Source organism: Shinella sp. WSC3-e (genome assembly GCF_945994535.1).
Taxonomy (GTDB): domain Bacteria; phylum Pseudomonadota; class Alphaproteobacteria; order Rhizobiales; family Rhizobiaceae; genus Shinella; species Shinella yambaruensis.
This window is the reverse complement of sequence record NZ_OZ000530.1, coordinates 1159979-1174886: the sequence shown is the minus strand read 5'-3', so window position 1 is coordinate 1174886 and position 14908 is coordinate 1159979. Positions and strand designations below refer to the sequence as shown.

The following is a 14908-nucleotide window of genomic DNA, read 5'->3' as shown; positions in this document are numbered from 1 at the left end:
GACGGACCATGCTGAAATTCGTCTTGCCCCTCTGCCGGTGCAGCAAAGCGGGCGGATGGAGCCTAAACCGGTTGAAACGCGGATTGTCAAGCAATCCCGGCCTCACCCTGGCTTTTAATTCCGGACAACAGCGGGGAGAAGAATCCCGGCCGTCGTTGTGAGGCTCACATATGGGAGCAAAATCGCCCGGTGTGAAGCACACCGGGCGATAATTTCGTCGAATTATTCGGCGGCTTCCGCAGCGGCCGAGAGCAGCTTGACCGAGCCGCCGGCCTTTTCGATCTTCTCGATCGCCGGCTTGGAGGCACCGGCGACTTCGAAGGTCACCTTGGCCTTCAGTTCGCCGTCAGCGAGGATGCGGACACCGTCCTTCTCGCGGCGGATGACGCCGGCGGCCTTGAGGGCGGCTGCGTCAACGGTCGCCTTGGCATCGAGCTTGCCGGCATCGATCGCCTTCTGGACACGGTCCAGGGACACGATGACGAAGTCGGATGCGAAGATGTTGTTGAAGCCGCGCTTCGGCAGGCGACGGTAGATGGGCATCTGACCGCCTTCGAAGCCGTTGATGGCAACGCCAGAACGGGCCTTCTGACCCTTGACACCGCGACCACCGGTCTTGCCCTTGCCGGAACCGATACCGCGACCGACGCGCTTGCGGTTCTTCGAGGAGCCTTCGTTGTCCTTGATTTCGTTGAGTTTCATGATCTATCCCCTCACTTCTCTTCGACGACGCGAACGAGGTGCTGGACGGCACGGATCATGCCGCGGACAGACGGGGTGTCTTCCAGCGTGCGAACCCGATGCATCTTGTTGAGGCCCAGGCCGACCAGCGTTGCGCGCTGGATGGCCGGACGGCGGATGGGGCTGCCGATCTGCTCGACAGTCACCGTCTTCTTTGCGGTTTCTTTCTTAGCCATGGCTCACAGCTCCTTATTCTTCGGAAGCGACGCCGGCGGACGCACGACGGGCCTGCAGCGTGGCGTACTTCATGCCGCGCTGTGCCGCGATGTCCTTCGGGTGCATCTGGCTCTTGAGAGCGTCGAACGTCGCACGGATCATGTTGTACGGGTTCGAGGAGCCGGTCGACTTGGCGACGACGTCATGGACGCCGAGCGTTTCGAAGACGGCGCGCATCGGGCCACCCGCGATGATACCGGTACCGGCCTTGGCCGAACGCAGAAGCACCTTGCCGGCGCCGTGGCGGCCGTGCACGTCGTGGTGCAGCGTGCGGCCGGAGCGCAGCGGAACGAAGATCAGGTCGCGCTTGGCGGCTTCGGTGGCCTTCCGGATCGCTTCCGGAACTTCACGTGCCTTGCCGTGGCCGAAGCCGACGCGGCCCTTCTGATCGCCGACGACGACGAGCGCTGCGAAACCGAAACGACGGCCGCCCTTGACGACCTTCGCGACGCGGTTGATCGCGACGAGCTTGTCAACAAACTCGCTGTCGCGCTCTTCGCGGTTCTGGCGGTCATCGCGACCGCGCTTTTCCTGTGCCATTGTCCTTTTCCTTTTTCTTTTCCGGGTGCAATCGGCAGATTGACGAAAGTCGCCTCCATTTCAGCAATGGAAGCGACCGATACCCTGCTGAGGATCGGCGGGGCGCTTTTCGCGCCCGGCCGAATGATCAGAAGTTCAGACCACCTTCACGGGCAGCTTCGGCGAGAGCCTTGATGCGGCCGTGATAGATGAAGGCGCCACGGTCGAAAACGACTTCCTTGACGCCTGCCTTGACGGCACGCTCGGCGATGAGCTTGCCGACGGCAGCGGCTGCTGCCGTGTCGGCGCCCGTCTTCAAGGACGAGCGCAGATCGGTGTCGAGCGTGGAGGCGGACGCAAGCGTCTTGCCGGCCACGTCGTCGATGACCTGTACGTAGATGTTCTTCGACGAGCGATGAACCGACAGGCGCGGACGGCCATTGGCGACCGCCTTGATGGAACGGCGCACGCGGTTGGCGCGGCGCTGGAGAGCTTCTTTCCTGCTAGCCATTTCGCGTGATCCTTACTTCTTCTTGCCTTCTTTGCGGACGATCCGCTCTTCGGCATACTTGACGCCCTTGCCCTTGTAGGGCTCGGGGCCACGGTATTCGCGGATTTCCGCGGCGACCTGGCCGACCTGCTGCTTGTTGATGCCGGAGACGACGATTTCCGTCGGCTTCGGAACAGCGATCGAGATGCCTTCCGGCGTCTGGTAGACGACGTCATGGCTGAAGCCGAGGGCCAGCTGCAGGTTCTTGCCCTGGAGCGAGGCGCGGTAACCGACGCCGTTGATTTCGAGCTTGCGCTCGTAGCCGTCCTTGACGCCCTTGAAGATGTTCTCGACCATCGTGCGGGACATGCCCCACTTGGAACGAGCATCCTTGCTATCGTTGACCGGCTGAACGACAACGGAGTTGTCTTCGAGCTTCACCGAAACTTCGTCGTTCGCGACGAAGAACAGTTCGCCCTTCGGGCCCTTCGCGGTGACCTTCTGACCATCGACGGTCGCGGTGACACCAGCGGGAACCGGAACGGGCTTCTTACCGATACGAGACATTGTTTTATCCTGTCTGTTCGTTATGGAAATTCCTGCTCAGCCTTAGAAGACCGAGCAAAGAATCTCGCCACCAACGTTCTGTTCGCGTGCCTGGTGATCGGCCATCACGCCCTTCGGGGTCGAAAGGATGGTGATGCCGAGGCCGTTCGCGACCTGCGGAATGGACTTTACCGAGACATAGACCCGGCGGCCCGGCTTGGAGACGCGGTCGATCTTGCGGATCACGGACGCGCCTTCATAGTACTTGAGTTCGATGTTCAGCTCGGACTTGCCGTTGCCGAATTCGACCTCCGAATATCCGCGGATGTAGCCTTCGGACTGAAGGACATCCAGAACGCGGGCGCGCAGCTTGGAAGCGGGCGTCGAAACGCTCGACTTGCGGCGTGCGGCGCCGTTGCGGATACGGGTGAGCATATCGCCCAAGGGATCAGTCATTGCCATGTGCCCGTCTCCTTACCAGCTCGACTTGACGATGCCCGGCACCTTGCCGAGATTGCCCAGTTCGCGAAGCGCAATACGCGACATCTTGAGTTTGCGATAGAATGCGCGCGGACGGCCCGTGACTTCGCACCGGTTGCGGATGCGGGTCTTGGAGCCATTGCGCGGCATTTCGGCAAGCTTCAGGGTCGCCTTGAAGCGCTCTTCGATGGGAAGAGACTGGTTCTGGATGATCGCCTTGAGGGCGGCACGCTTGGACGCCTGAGCGGCGACCAGCTTGCGGCGGCGGTTGTTCTTCTCGACTGCGCTGGTTTTAGCCATAACAGTTGTTATCCTTCTTTACGCTTGTCGTTACGGTCAGGCGCGGAACGGGAAGTTGAACTCTTTCAGAAGAGCCCGTGCTTCGTCGTCCGTCTTTGCCGTCGTGCAAACGATGATGTCCATGCCCCACATCTGATCAACCTTGTCGTAGTTGATCTCCGGGAACACAATGTGCTCCTTGATACCCATGGCGAAGTTGCCACGGCCATCGAAGGACTTCGGGTTCAGACCACGGAAGTCGCGTACGCGGGGCAGCGCGATGTTCACGAGGCGATCCAGAAATTCATACATGCGGGCGCCGCGAAGGGTGACCTTCGCGCCGATCGGCATGCCTTCACGGACCTTGAAGCCCGCGATGGAGTTGCGGGCGCGCGTGATGACCGGCTTCTGGCCGGCGATCGCCGCGAGGTCGGCGGCAGCAACGGTCGGCTTCTTCGAGTCGCCCGTAGCTTCGCCCACGCCCATGTTGATGACGATCTTCTCAAGCCGCGGGATCTGCATCTCGTTGGCGAAGGAGAACTGCTCCTGAAGCGCCTTGCGGATACGCTCGACGTATTCCTTCTTGAGGCGCGGCTCATACTTGGTGTCAGCCATCGATCGACACTCCCGAACGCTTTGCTACACGAACCTTCTTGTCGCCCTCGATCTTGAAACCGACGCGGGTCGGCTTGCCGTCCTTGGGGTCGGCGATCGCGATGTTCGACAGGTGGATCGAAGCTTCCTTGGTGATGATGCCGGCTTCCTGGGTCTGGGTCTGGCGCTGGTGACGCTTCACCAGGTTGATACCCTTGACGACCGCACGGTCTTCCTTCGGCATGACCTGAACAACTTCACCGGTACGACCCTTGTCCTTGCCGGTGAGCACGACGACCTTGTCGCCCTTACGAATCTTTTGCATGGCCATCGCTCCTTACAGTACTTCCGGAGCCAGCGAGATGATCTTCATGTGGTTCTTGGCGCGGAGTTCGCGCGGAACCGGTCCGAAGATACGGGTGCCGATCGGCTCTTTCTTGTTGTCGATCAGGACGGCTGCGTTGTTGTCGAAACGGATCACGCTGCCATCGGGACGGCGGATGTCCTTGGCGGTGCGCACGACGACCGCCTTCATCACGTCACCCTTCTTCACGCGGCCGCGCGGAATCGCTTCCTTGATCGAGACGACGATAATGTCGCCGACCGAAGCGTACTTGCGCTTGGAGCCGCCCAGCACCTTGATGCACATGACACGACGTGCGCCGGAATTATCCGCGACGTCGAGGTTAGTCTGCATCTGAATCATGTCAGGTCGCCTTCTTGTTTTACCGGACTGGTTGGGCAAAAGCCCCCTGGTCCAGCTTATGGAAATTCATGTTTTCGCGCGGGATGGTCTCTTGCCAGGGTGGTTTCCTCAGATCGGCGAGCCGATGGGACCTTCCGTGCGCTCAAAGCAAAAGACGCTCGTGATTCCGAGCGTCCTTGCGCTGCTTCATACAGATTTCTGCGCCGAACACAAGGGCCCGGCGCAAATTCCGATGTTATTAAGCGTGGGCCGATACGACGGTCCAGCGCTTGTCCTTCGAGATCGGGGCGCATTCCTGGATGGAAACGACGTCGCCGACCTTGTACTGGTTGGTTTCGTCATGCGCCTTGTACTTCTTGGACCGGCGAACGGTCTTCTGAAGCAGCGGATGGGCAAAACGGCGTTCGACGCGAACGACAACGGTCTTGTCGTTCTTGTCGCTGACAACAGTGCCCTGCAGAATGCGTTTCGGCATATTATTTGGTCCTTAGGCCTTGGCTTCTGCCGCCTTCTGGCGGGCAATGGTCTTGACGCGCGCGATGTCCTTGCGGACTTCGTTGATGCGCGAGGTCTTCTCGAGCTGGCCGGTGGCCTTCTGGAAGCGCAGGTTGAACTGCTCCTTCTTCAGCTTGGCAAGCTCTTCGTTGAGCTGGTCGGCGCTCAGCGCCTTGACGTCTGCGGCTTTCATGGCGCTCGCTCCTTACTCTGCAATGCGCTGTACGAAGCGCGTCTTGACCGAGAGCTTGGCCGAGCCGAGGCGAAGCGCTTCACGCGCGATTTCCTCGGAAACACCGTCGATCTCGAACATCATACGGCCGGGCTTGACCTTGGCTGCCCAGTATTCGACCGAACCCTTACCCTTACCCATGCGGACTTCCGTCGGCTTGGCGGTGACCGGGACGTCGGGGAACACGCGGATCCACACACGGCCGGCACGCTTCATGTAACGGGTGATCGCACGGCGGGCCGCTTCGATCTCGCGTGCGTTCACGCGGTTCGGTTCCTGAGCCTTCAAGCCGAACTCGCCGAAGGCGAGCTCGGAGCCGCCCTTGGCGACACCCTTGATGCGGCCCTTGAACTGCTTGCGGTACTTGGTACGCTTTGGCTGCAACATTTTTTTACTTCTCCGATATTGGCTGCCAAACGCGACTGTTACGCGTTTTCACGACGGCGGTCGCCACGATCGCGATCGCGGCTTGCGGGGCCCTGGCTGTCGCTTTCGCTTGCACGACGCTCAGAGGCCATCGGATCGTGCTCAAGGATTTCGCCCTTGAATATCCAGACCTTGATGCCGCAGATGCCGAATGCGGTTTCGGCTTCCGCCGTACCGTAGTCGATGTCTGCACGCAGCGTGTGAAGCGGAACGCGACCTTCGCGGTACCATTCCGTACGGGCGATTTCCGCGCCGCCGAGACGGCCGGCGCAGGTGATCTTGATGCCTTCGGCGCCAAGACGCATCGCGGACTGAACAGCGCGCTTCATCGCACGGCGGAAAGCCACGCGGCGCTCGAGCTGCTGGGCGATCGACTGGGCGACGAGGGTCGCGTCGACTTCCGGCTTGCGCACTTCAACGATGTTGAGGTGCGTTTCGGAGTTCGTCATCTCGGAAAGCTTCTTGCGGAGCTTCTCGATGTCCGCACCCTTCTTGCCGATGATCAGACCCGGGCGAGCCGAGTGGATCGTGACGCGGCACTTCTTGTGCGGGCGCTCGATGACGACCTTGGCGATACCGGCCTGCTTCAGCTCGTCCATGACGAACTTGCGGATCTTCAGGTCTTCGTGGAGCAGCTGGCCGTATTCGGCGTTGTCGGCGAACCAACGGCTGTCCCAGGTACGGTTGATGCCGAGGCGGAAACCGATCGGATTAATCTTCTGGCCCATTATGCGGCCTCCCCTTTGGCTTCGACTTCACGGACGACGATCGTCAGATGCGAGAAAGGCTTCTCGATCCGCGATGCGCGGCCGCGGCCACGAGCGGCAAAGCGCTTCATGACGATCGACTTGCCGACATACGCCTCGGCGACGATGAGCGAGTCAACGTCGAGGTCGTGGTTGTTTTCTGCGTTGGCGATCGCAGACTCGAGCGTCTTCTTGACGGTCTCGGCGCTACGCTTGCGCGAGAACTCAAGCTCGGCGAGAGCCCGGTCGACCTTCTTGCCGCGGATGAGCGCAGCAAGCAGGTTGAGCTTCTGGGGGCTGACGCGGATCGTGCGCGCGATAGCCTGCGCCTCGGTATCCTTCAGCCGACGTTCGGCTTTAGCCTTACCCATCGTTACTTCCTCTTCGCCTTCTTGTCCGCACCGTGACCGTAATAGGTCCGGGTGGGAGCGAATTCACCAAACTTGTGGCCGACCATGTCTTCGTTGACGGCCACCGGGATGTGCTTGCTGCCGTTGTAGACGCCGAAGGTGAGACCTACGAACTGCGGCAGGATCGTGGAGCGACGGCTCCAGATCTTGATAACTTCGCTGCGACCGCCTTCACGAACCTTCTCAGCCTTCTTGAGAAGATAGCCGTCAACAAACGGGCCTTTCCATACTGAACGAGCCATTCCTGACTACCTCTCTTACTTCTTCTTCAAGTGGCGCGAGCGCATGATGAACTTGTCCGTGGACTTGTTCGAGCGGGTGCGCTTGCCCTTGGTCGGCTTGCCCCACGGGGATACCGGATGGCGGCCGCCCGAGGTGCGGCCTTCACCACCACCGTGCGGGTGGTCGACCGGGTTCATGACGACACCGCGGTTATGCGGGGTCTTGCCGCGCCAGCGCGTGCGACCGGCCTTGCCGTCGTTGATGTTGCCGTGATCCGGATTGGATACGGCGCCGACCGTTGCAAGGCAGGACGAGTGAACCAGGCGCTGCTCGCCCGAGTTCAGGCGAAGGATCGCCATGCCCTGATCGCGACCGACGAGCTGGACGAAGGTGCCGGCGGAGCGGGCGATCTGGCCGCCCTTGCCCGGCTTCATCTCGACGTTGTGAACGATCGAGCCGACCGGGATGTACTGCAGCGGCATCGTGTTGCCGGGCTTGACGTCGACCGCCTTGTTGGAGGCGATGACCTTGTCGCCGGCCGCCAGGCGCTGCGGGGCCAGGATATAGGCCTGCTCGCCGTCGGCATAGCTCACCAGAGCGATGAACGCCGTGCGGTTCGGGTCGTATTCCAGACGCTCGACCGTGCCCTCGACGTCGAACTTGCGACGCTTGAAGTCGACGAGACGGTAGGTGCGCTTGTGACCGCCGCCGATGAAGCGGGCCGTGATGCGACCGAGGTTGTTACGGCCACCGCTCTTGGAGAGACCTTCGGTCAGAGCCTTTACGGGCTTGCCCTTGTAAAGGCCCGACCGATCGACGATGACCAGCTGGCGCTGGCTCGGAGTGGTCGGGTTGTAGCTTTTCAATGCCATTTTTCTGTTTCCTTTTATCCGACTGCCCGATTAGAGCCCGGTGGAGACGTCGATGGACTGACCGTCAGCAAGCGTGACGATAGCCTTCTTGACATCTCCCTGCCGGCCGGAGAAGCCGCGGAAACGCTTGATCTTGCCCTTGCGGACGAGCGTGTTCACAGCCGTGACCTTGACGCCGAAGAGTGCTTCGACCGCAGCCTTGATCTCAGGCTTGGAAGCGCGCTTGGCAACGTTGAAGACGATCTGGTTGTTTTCGGAGACCAGCGTCGACTTTTCGGTGATCGAGGGGGATACGATCACATCGTAGTGGCGAAGATCCGTCATTTGAACCGCTCCTCGAGGGCTTCTACAGCAGCCTTGGAGAGCACGAGCTTGCCGCGGCGCAGGATGTCGTAAACATTGATACCCTGGATCGGAAGAACATCCACGTTCGGGATGTTGCGTGCTGCGAGCTTGAAGTTGCCGTCAAGTTCAGCGCCGCCGATGAAGAGGGCATTGGTGAGGCCGAGCGAAGCGAATGCGCCGGCCAGGGCCTTCGTCTTTGCTTCCGCGGCGACGAGGTCGTCGACGATGATGACGTCGTCAGCCTTGATCTTGGCCGAGAGGGCGTGACGCAGGCCGAGCGCGCGAACCTGCTTGGGCAGGTCGTGGGCGTGGCTGCGGGATACCGGGCCGTGAGCCTTGGCACCGCCGCGGAACTGCGGAGCGCGCGCGGAATGGTGACGAGCGCGGCCCGTACCCTTCTGCTTGTACATTTTGGCGCCGGTGCGGGAAACTTCACCGCGGGTCAGCGACTGGTGCGTGCCCTGCTGCTTCTTGGCGAGCTGCCAGCGGATGACGCGGGCGATGATGTCTTCGCGCGGCTCCAGGCCGAAGATCGCGTCGGAGAGGGAGACCTTGCCGGCGTCCTTCCCGTCGAGGGTCGTGACTTTGAGATCCATGATCAGGCTCCCTTACTTGGCTGCGGCGCGCACGGCGGCCGGACGCGGAGCGTCTGCCGGGGTGCCGGACTTGACGGCGTCACGGACAACGATCCAGGCGCCCTTGGAGCCCGGGACTGCGCCCTTGACGAGGATGAGACCGCGTTCTTCGTCGGTGGAGACGACTTCGAGGTTCTGGGTGGTGACGCGCGTCTGGCCCATGTGGCCGGCCATGCGCTTGCCCTTCCAGACCTTGCCCGGGTCCTGGTTGTTACCCGTCGAACCGTGCGAACGGTGCGAGACGGACACGCCGTGCGTTGCACGAAGGCCGCCGAAGTTGTGGCGCTTCATGGCACCGGCGAAACCCTTACCGATCGTGGTGCCGGTGACGTCGACGAGCTGGCCCGCGACGAAATGGCTTGCGGTCAGCTCCGCACCGATCTCGATGAGGTTGTCTTCCGAAACGCGGAACTCGACGAGCTTGGCCTTCGGCTCGACGCTTGCGGCGGCGAACTGGCCGCGCAGTGCCTTTGCCGTGTTCTTCACCTTGGAAGAGCCGGCGCCGAGCTGGACGGCCGTGTAGCCGTTCTTGTCCTGCGTACGCTGGGCAACGACCTGGACGTTATCCAGTCGCAATACTGTTACCGGGATGTGCTCACCTGCGTCGTTATAGACGCGAGTCATCCCTACTTTCTGTGCAATCACACCTGAACGCATGGTTCAATCCTCTTAGAAGTCCTGGCGGGATCGTGACGTCCCGTCATGCCTCTTGGTTTAAGGATTCCACTTCAGCCTTTCGGCCGTCGGGTTTCCCGTTTTCAGAAGACGTCGGCTTGCGCCACGTACCTTCCTTGTTATTTCGGCTTACGCCGGACTTAGAGTTTGATCTCTACGTCTACACCGGCCGCAAGATCGAGCTTCATGAGAGCATCGACCGTCTGGGGCGTCGGATCTACGATGTCGAGCAGGCGCTTGTGCGTGCGCATCTCGAACTGTTCACGGCTCTTCTTGTCCACGTGGGGCGAACGGTTGACGGTGAACTTTTCAATACGGGTCGGGAGCGGAACGGGGCCGCGGACGCTTGCGCCGGTGCGCTTTGCCGTCGACACGATCTCGCGCGTGGAGGCATCAAGGATCCGGTGGTCAAACGCCTTGAGGCGGATGCGGATGTTCTGGCCGTTCATACGACTATTCCTTAGTTCGTTAGCCGCGCGATTCTCTTGGGAAATGCGCGTTTTTGATTCTGGCGGTTCCCATAAAGGAACGCACACGAAAACACAATTGCCGAAAGGCCAGTCCGCTAAATTTTCAAAGACCGGAGGGGCAGGGTTGTCCCCTGCCCTTCCTATTTCAGCGGCTTGACGCCTTCAGACTTACTCGACGATCGATGCGACGATGCCGGCGCCGACGGTGCGGCCGCCTTCGCGGATCGCGAAGCGCAGCTTCTCTTCCATCGCGATCGGAACGATCAGCTCGACGTCGACCGTCACGTTGTCGCCCGGCATCACCATTTCCGTGCCTTCCGGCAGCGTCACGATGCCCGTCACGTCCGTCGTGCGGAAGTAGAACTGCGGACGGTAGTTCGTGAAGAACGGCGTATGACGGCCGCCTTCTTCCTTCGTCAGGATGTAGGCTTCAGCCTTGAACTTCTTGTGCGGCTTGACCGAACCCGGCTTGCACAGGATCTGGCCGCGCTCGACGCCGTCACGGTTCACACCGCGCAGCAGCGCACCGATGTTGTCGCCCGCCTGGCCCTGGTCGAGCAGCTTGCGGAACATCTCGACGCCCGTGCAGGTCGTCTTCGTCGTCGGGCGGATGCCGACGATCTCGATTTCCTCACCGACCTTCACGATGCCGCGCTCGACGCGACCCGTCACGACCGTGCCGCGGCCCGAGATCGAGAACACGTCTTCGATCGGCATCAGGAACGGCTGGTCGATCGGACGCTCCGGCGTCGGGATGTAGGCGTCGACCTGGGCCATCAGCTCGCGGATCGCGTCTTCGCCGATCTTCTTGTCCGAATCTTCGAGAGCAGCCAGAGCCGAGCCCTTGACGATCGGAATGTCGTCGCCCGGGAAGTCGTAGGACGACAGAAGCTCGCGCACTTCCAGCTCGACGAGCTCGAGAAGCTCGGCGTCGTCGACCTGGTCGACCTTGTTGAGGAACACCACGATCGCCGGAACGCCGACCTGGCGGGCCAGCAGGATGTGCTCGCGGGTCTGCGGCATCGGGCCGTCGGCAGCCGAGCAGACCAGGATCGCGCCGTCCATCTGGGCAGCACCGGTGATCATGTTCTTCACGTAGTCGGCGTGGCCGGGGCAGTCGACATGCGCGTAGTGACGGTTCGGCGTCTCGTATTCGACGTGTGCCGTCGAGATGGTGATGCCGCGGGCCTTCTCTTCCGGAGCGGCGTCGATCTGGTCATACGCCTTGAACTCGCCGAAATACTTCGTGATCGCCGCCGTCAGCGACGTCTTGCCATGGTCAACGTGGCCGATCGTGCCGATGTTTACGTGAGGCTTGTTGCGCTCAAACTTACCTTTTGCCATTTCCGGCTCTCCGTTCCTGATCCCGATAGGGGAAATTCATACAATGAGTTGGGGCGTACCCCGGTCACTTCTGACCGGAGTACTTTGCCTGGATTTCCTGCGCGACGTTCGAGGGAACCGGCGCATAGTGGTCGAAGACCATCGAGTACTGGGCGCGGCCCTGCGACATGGAGCGCAGGTTGTCCACGTACTTGAACATGTTGGCCAGCGGCACGTTGGCGGAGATCACGACGGCGACGCCGCGCGATTCCTGGCCCTGGATCTGGCCGCGACGGGAGTTCAGGTCGCCGATGACGTCGCCGACATAGTCTTCCGGCGTCACGACCTCGACCTTCATCATCGGCTCCAGCAGCTGGGCGCCGGCTTCGCGGGATGCTTCACGGAAGCAGGCGCGCGATGCGATTTCGAAGGCGAGGACCGAGGAGTCGACGTCGTGGAAGGCGCCATCGATGAGCGTCGCCTTGACGCCGAGCATCGGGAAGCCTGCGAGCGGACCCGAGGACAGGACACTTTCGATACCCTTCTGGACGCCCGGGATGTATTCCTTCGGAACAGCACCGCCGACGATCTTGGATTCGAATGCGAAATCTTCGCCTTCCGGGTTCGGTTCGAACACGAGCTTCACGCGGGCGAACTGGCCGGTACCACCGGTCTGCTTCTTGTGCGTGTAGTCCTTCTCGGTCTTGCGCGTGATCGTCTCACGGTAGGCGACCTGCGGAGCGCCGACATTGGCTTCGACCTTGAACTCGCGACGCATGCGGTCGACGATGATGTCGAGGTGAAGTTCACCCATGCCCGCGATGATCGTCTGGCCGGACTCTTCGTCGGTCTTGACGCGGAAGGACGGGTCTTCGGCGGCCAGGCGGTTGAGCGCGAGGCCCATCTTTTCCTGGTCGTTCTTGGTCTTCGGCTCGATCGCGATCTGGATGACCGGCTCGGGGAATTCCATGCGCTCGAGGATGACCGGCTTCAGCGGATCGCAGAGCGTGTCGCCCGTCGTCGTGTCCTTGAGGCCGGCGAGAGCGACGATGTCGCCCGCGAAGGCTTCTTCGATGTCTTCACGCGAGTTGGAGTGCATCTGCAGCATGCGGCCGACGCGCTCGCGCTTTTCCTTGACCGTGTTCATGACCGACGTGCCCTTTTCGAGCTTGCCGGAATAGATGCGGGCGAAGGTGAGCGAACCGACGAAGGGGTCGTTCATGATCTTGAACGCGAGCATGGAGAGCGGCTCGTTGTCGTCTGCGTGACGCTCGATCTCGGCTTCCGTCTTGACGTCGATGCCCTTGATCGCCGGGATGTCGGCCGGCGACGGCAGGTAGTCGACGACGGCGTCGAGGAGCGGCTGGACGCCCTTGTTCTTGAACGCGGTACCGCAGAACATCGGGTGGAACTTCACGTCGATGGTGCCGCGGCGAACGAGTTCGCGGATCTTGTCGTTGTCCGGGTAGTTGCCTTCGAGATAGGCTTCCATCGCGGCCTCGTCGATCTCGACGACGGTCTCGATGAGCTTCTCGCGGTACTCCTCGGCCTTTTCCTTCATGTCTTCCGGGATCTCGACGACGTCCCACTGGGCGCCGAGCGATTCATCGCGCCAGACGAGAGCGTTCATCTCGATGAGGTCGACGACGCCCTTGAACTCGCTTTCAGCGCCGATCGGCAGCTGCATGACGACGGCGGTCGCACCGAGACGCGACTTGATCATGGAGACGGAGCGGTAGAAGTCCGCGCCGGTCTTGTCCATCTTGTTGCAGAAGATCATGCGCGGAACGTTGTACTTCTCGGCCTGACGCCAGACGGTTTCCGTCTGCGGCTCCACGCCGGCATTGGCGTCGAGAAGGGCGATCGCACCGTCGAGAACGCGCAGCGAACGCTCGACTTCGATGGTGAAGTCGACGTGGCCGGGGGTGTCGATGATGTTGAAGCGGCGGGTCTTGCCGTCACGGCCCTTCCAGAAGGTCGTGGTGGCGGCCGACGTGATCGTGATGCCGCGTTCCTGCTCCTGCTCCATCCAGTCCATCGTGGCGGCGCCGTCATGGACTTCGCCGATCTTGTGGGACTTGCCGGTGTAGTAGAGAATGCGCTCGGTCGTCGTCGTCTTGCCGGCGTCGATATGCGCCATGATACCGAAATTTCGGTAGTCTTCGATTTTGTATTCGCGAGCCATTAACGGACTCCTTTCGAGACGTCTAGTTTCGGTTACCAGCGGTAGTGCGAGAATGCACGGTTGGCGTCGGCCATCTTGTGCGTGTCTTCGCGCTTCTTGACGGCGCTGCCGCGGTTGTTCGCTGCGTCCATGAGTTCGCCGGAAAGGCGCTCGACCATGGTCGTTTCGTTACGCTTGCGGGCAGCGGCGATCAGCCAGCGGATGGCCAGAGCCTGACGACGCTCCGGACGAACGTCGACCGGAACCTGGTACGTCGCACCACCAACGCGGCGCGAGCGCACTTCGACGTGCGGCGCAACGTTATCGAGAGCCGAATGGAACACGCCGAGCGGATCGGCCTTTGCCTTGCCCTGAACGACATCGAAGGCGCCGTAAACGATCGTTTCGGCGACGGACTTCTTGCCGTCCAGCATGATGGCGTTCATGAACTTGGTGACGACGAGATCGCCGAACTTCGGGTCCGGGTTGATCTCGCGCTTTTCTGCTCTATGGCGACGGGACATACTTTTCGTCTTTCTTCAAATGGTTCCGACCAGCGAAATGGCGCCGGTTACTGTATTATTTCGGACGCTTCGCGCCATACTTGGAGCGGCGCTGCTTGCGGTTCTTGACGCCCTGGGTGTCGAGAACGCCGCGGATGATGTGGTAACGCACACCCGGAAGGTCCTTCACGCGGCCGCCACGGATCATGACGACGGAGTGTTCCTGCAGGTTGTGGCCTTCGCCCGGGATGTAGCCGATGACTTCGAAGCCATTGGTCAGGCGGATCTTGGCGACCTTACGCAGAGCCGAGTTAGGCTTCTTCGGGGTCGTCGTGTAGACGCGGGTGCAAACGCCGCGCTTCTGGGGGTTTTCCTGCAGGGCAGGAACCTTGTTGCGCTTTACCTGCGCCTGGCGCGGCTTGCGGATCAACTGGTTTACGGTAGGCATAGAACCATCCCTTGCAAATCTAGTCTCGTTTACCCTTGCGGGCGGATACATGGCCACACGCGTGTTCATGCGCAATAAAAGGCCAATCCGCTTTTGCGGATGACCTCCATAGGCAGAGGACGCCAGTCCAGCGTCATGCGTGCAGCATTCATGTTCTCAACGTGCGTCGAGCCCTGTTTGAGGCGAACTTCAGAACGAGTCGTTCCGAACCAGCCAGCCTCACATAGGCTCTGATGGCGTGCGGTCTACTGAGTTAAGGGCAAAAGGTCAAGGGGCGGGGCGAAAGAATCCCGAAGCGGAATGGCTGTCCTGCCTGAAAAGCAGGGCTTTCGGCACTCTCCCCTGCCCCTTTCAGGGTGCAGGCCGGCTCC

The 14908-nt window shown here is 61.2% G+C and carries 25 protein-coding genes; all 25 read right to left on the bottom strand.

The window, feature by feature from the left end:
- Nucleotides 1–222: 222 nt before the first annotated feature.
- The gene (rplO, locus tag AABF56_RS05955) at nucleotides 223–702 is read right to left on the bottom strand and encodes a 50S ribosomal protein L15 (protein WP_244765684.1); all 480 of its coding nucleotides are present in this window, start codon (nucleotides 700–702) and stop codon (nucleotides 223–225) included.
- 11 nt (nucleotides 703–713) lie between these two features.
- Nucleotides 714–917 carry a 50S ribosomal protein L30 gene (gene rpmD / locus AABF56_RS05950; protein ID WP_064329863.1) on the bottom strand — a complete coding sequence of 68 codons (204 nt, stop codon included), beginning with the start codon at nucleotides 915–917 and terminating at the stop codon, nucleotides 714–716.
- Nucleotides 918–930: 13 nt separating this feature from the next.
- On the bottom strand, nucleotides 931–1497 hold the full coding sequence (gene rpsE / locus AABF56_RS05945; RefSeq protein ID WP_023515494.1) for a 30S ribosomal protein S5: 567 nt from the start codon (nucleotides 1495–1497) through the stop codon (nucleotides 931–933).
- Nucleotides 1498–1624: 127 nt separating this feature from the next.
- On the bottom strand, nucleotides 1625–1987 hold the full coding sequence (gene rplR, locus AABF56_RS05940) for a 50S ribosomal protein L18 (protein ID WP_064329862.1): 363 nt from the start codon (nucleotides 1985–1987) through the stop codon (nucleotides 1625–1627).
- Between the two features lie 12 nt (nucleotides 1988–1999).
- On the bottom strand, nucleotides 2000–2533 hold the full coding sequence (rplF, locus tag AABF56_RS05935; protein WP_244765685.1) for a 50S ribosomal protein L6: 534 nt from the start codon (nucleotides 2531–2533) through the stop codon (nucleotides 2000–2002).
- 42 nt (nucleotides 2534–2575) lie between these two features.
- The gene (gene rpsH, locus AABF56_RS05930) at nucleotides 2576–2974 is read right to left on the bottom strand and encodes a 30S ribosomal protein S8 (protein ID WP_023517482.1); all 399 of its coding nucleotides are present in this window, start codon (nucleotides 2972–2974) and stop codon (nucleotides 2576–2578) included.
- Between the two features lie 12 nt (nucleotides 2975–2986).
- Nucleotides 2987–3292, bottom strand: a complete 306-nt coding sequence (gene rpsN, locus AABF56_RS05925; RefSeq protein ID WP_244765686.1) for a 30S ribosomal protein S14 — start codon at nucleotides 3290–3292, stop codon at nucleotides 2987–2989.
- Between the two features lie 36 nt (nucleotides 3293–3328).
- Nucleotides 3329–3886, bottom strand: a complete 558-nt coding sequence (gene rplE, locus AABF56_RS05920) for a 50S ribosomal protein L5 (protein ID WP_272805246.1) — start codon at nucleotides 3884–3886, stop codon at nucleotides 3329–3331.
- Nucleotides 3879–4190, bottom strand: coding sequence for a 50S ribosomal protein L24 (gene rplX / locus AABF56_RS05915; RefSeq protein ID WP_064329857.1), 312 nt, complete (start codon nucleotides 4188–4190; stop codon nucleotides 3879–3881). Before rplX ends, rplE begins: the two co-directional genes overlap by 8 nt.
- A 12-nt stretch (nucleotides 4191–4202) precedes the next feature.
- On the bottom strand, nucleotides 4203–4571 hold the full coding sequence (gene rplN / locus AABF56_RS05910) for a 50S ribosomal protein L14 (RefSeq protein ID WP_018328276.1): 369 nt from the start codon (nucleotides 4569–4571) through the stop codon (nucleotides 4203–4205).
- A 238-nt stretch (nucleotides 4572–4809) separates the two neighbouring features.
- On the bottom strand, nucleotides 4810–5046 hold the full coding sequence (gene rpsQ, locus AABF56_RS05905; RefSeq protein ID WP_024270442.1) for a 30S ribosomal protein S17: 237 nt from the start codon (nucleotides 5044–5046) through the stop codon (nucleotides 4810–4812).
- Nucleotides 5047–5058: 12 nt separating this feature from the next.
- Nucleotides 5059–5259 carry a 50S ribosomal protein L29 gene (rpmC, locus tag AABF56_RS05900; RefSeq protein ID WP_024270441.1) on the bottom strand — a complete coding sequence of 67 codons (201 nt, stop codon included), beginning with the start codon at nucleotides 5257–5259 and terminating at the stop codon, nucleotides 5059–5061.
- A 12-nt stretch (nucleotides 5260–5271) separates the two neighbouring features.
- Nucleotides 5272–5685 (bottom strand): 50S ribosomal protein L16, encoded by a 414-nt coding sequence (gene rplP, locus AABF56_RS05895; protein ID WP_024270440.1) that lies wholly within the window; start codon nucleotides 5683–5685, stop codon nucleotides 5272–5274.
- A 38-nt stretch (nucleotides 5686–5723) separates the two neighbouring features.
- The gene (rpsC, locus tag AABF56_RS05890; protein WP_244765688.1) at nucleotides 5724–6452 is read right to left on the bottom strand and encodes a 30S ribosomal protein S3; all 729 of its coding nucleotides are present in this window, start codon (nucleotides 6450–6452) and stop codon (nucleotides 5724–5726) included.
- Complete coding sequence (rplV, locus tag AABF56_RS05885; RefSeq protein ID WP_272805245.1) at nucleotides 6452–6841, bottom strand: 50S ribosomal protein L22; 390 nt, start codon at nucleotides 6839–6841, stop codon at nucleotides 6452–6454. The genes rpsC and rplV overlap by 1 nt, the downstream gene beginning before the upstream one ends.
- Nucleotides 6842–6843: 2 nt before the next feature.
- Nucleotides 6844–7122 carry a 30S ribosomal protein S19 gene (rpsS, locus tag AABF56_RS05880; RefSeq protein ID WP_023517272.1) on the bottom strand — a complete coding sequence of 93 codons (279 nt, stop codon included), beginning with the start codon at nucleotides 7120–7122 and terminating at the stop codon, nucleotides 6844–6846.
- A 15-nt stretch (nucleotides 7123–7137) separates the two neighbouring features.
- Nucleotides 7138–7974 carry a 50S ribosomal protein L2 gene (gene rplB, locus AABF56_RS05875; protein ID WP_244765689.1) on the bottom strand — a complete coding sequence of 279 codons (837 nt, stop codon included), beginning with the start codon at nucleotides 7972–7974 and terminating at the stop codon, nucleotides 7138–7140.
- Between the two features lie 30 nt (nucleotides 7975–8004).
- Nucleotides 8005–8298 carry a 50S ribosomal protein L23 gene (locus AABF56_RS05870; protein WP_064329854.1) on the bottom strand — a complete coding sequence of 98 codons (294 nt, stop codon included), beginning with the start codon at nucleotides 8296–8298 and terminating at the stop codon, nucleotides 8005–8007.
- On the bottom strand, nucleotides 8295–8915 hold the full coding sequence (gene rplD, locus AABF56_RS05865) for a 50S ribosomal protein L4 (protein WP_064329853.1): 621 nt from the start codon (nucleotides 8913–8915) through the stop codon (nucleotides 8295–8297). The genes AABF56_RS05870 and rplD overlap by 4 nt, the downstream gene beginning before the upstream one ends.
- Before the next feature lie 12 nt (nucleotides 8916–8927).
- Complete coding sequence (rplC, locus tag AABF56_RS05860; protein ID WP_119258431.1) at nucleotides 8928–9611, bottom strand: 50S ribosomal protein L3; 684 nt, start codon at nucleotides 9609–9611, stop codon at nucleotides 8928–8930.
- A 158-nt stretch (nucleotides 9612–9769) separates the two neighbouring features.
- On the bottom strand, nucleotides 9770–10078 hold the full coding sequence (gene rpsJ / locus AABF56_RS05855; RefSeq protein ID WP_003507767.1) for a 30S ribosomal protein S10: 309 nt from the start codon (nucleotides 10076–10078) through the stop codon (nucleotides 9770–9772).
- A gap of 189 nt (nucleotides 10079–10267) precedes the next feature.
- Nucleotides 10268–11443, bottom strand: a complete 1176-nt coding sequence (gene tuf / locus AABF56_RS05850; protein WP_244765691.1) for an elongation factor Tu — start codon at nucleotides 11441–11443, stop codon at nucleotides 10268–10270.
- A 64-nt stretch (nucleotides 11444–11507) separates the two neighbouring features.
- A complete protein-coding gene (fusA, locus tag AABF56_RS05845; RefSeq protein ID WP_244765692.1) occupies nucleotides 11508–13607 on the bottom strand; it encodes an elongation factor G in 2100 nt (699 codons plus the stop codon).
- A gap of 32 nt (nucleotides 13608–13639) precedes the next feature.
- The gene (gene rpsG / locus AABF56_RS05840; protein WP_023516514.1) at nucleotides 13640–14110 is read right to left on the bottom strand and encodes a 30S ribosomal protein S7; all 471 of its coding nucleotides are present in this window, start codon (nucleotides 14108–14110) and stop codon (nucleotides 13640–13642) included.
- 55 nt (nucleotides 14111–14165) lie between these two features.
- On the bottom strand, nucleotides 14166–14537 hold the full coding sequence (rpsL, locus tag AABF56_RS05835) for a 30S ribosomal protein S12 (RefSeq protein ID WP_003507760.1): 372 nt from the start codon (nucleotides 14535–14537) through the stop codon (nucleotides 14166–14168).
- Nucleotides 14538–14908 lie beyond the last annotated feature (371 nt).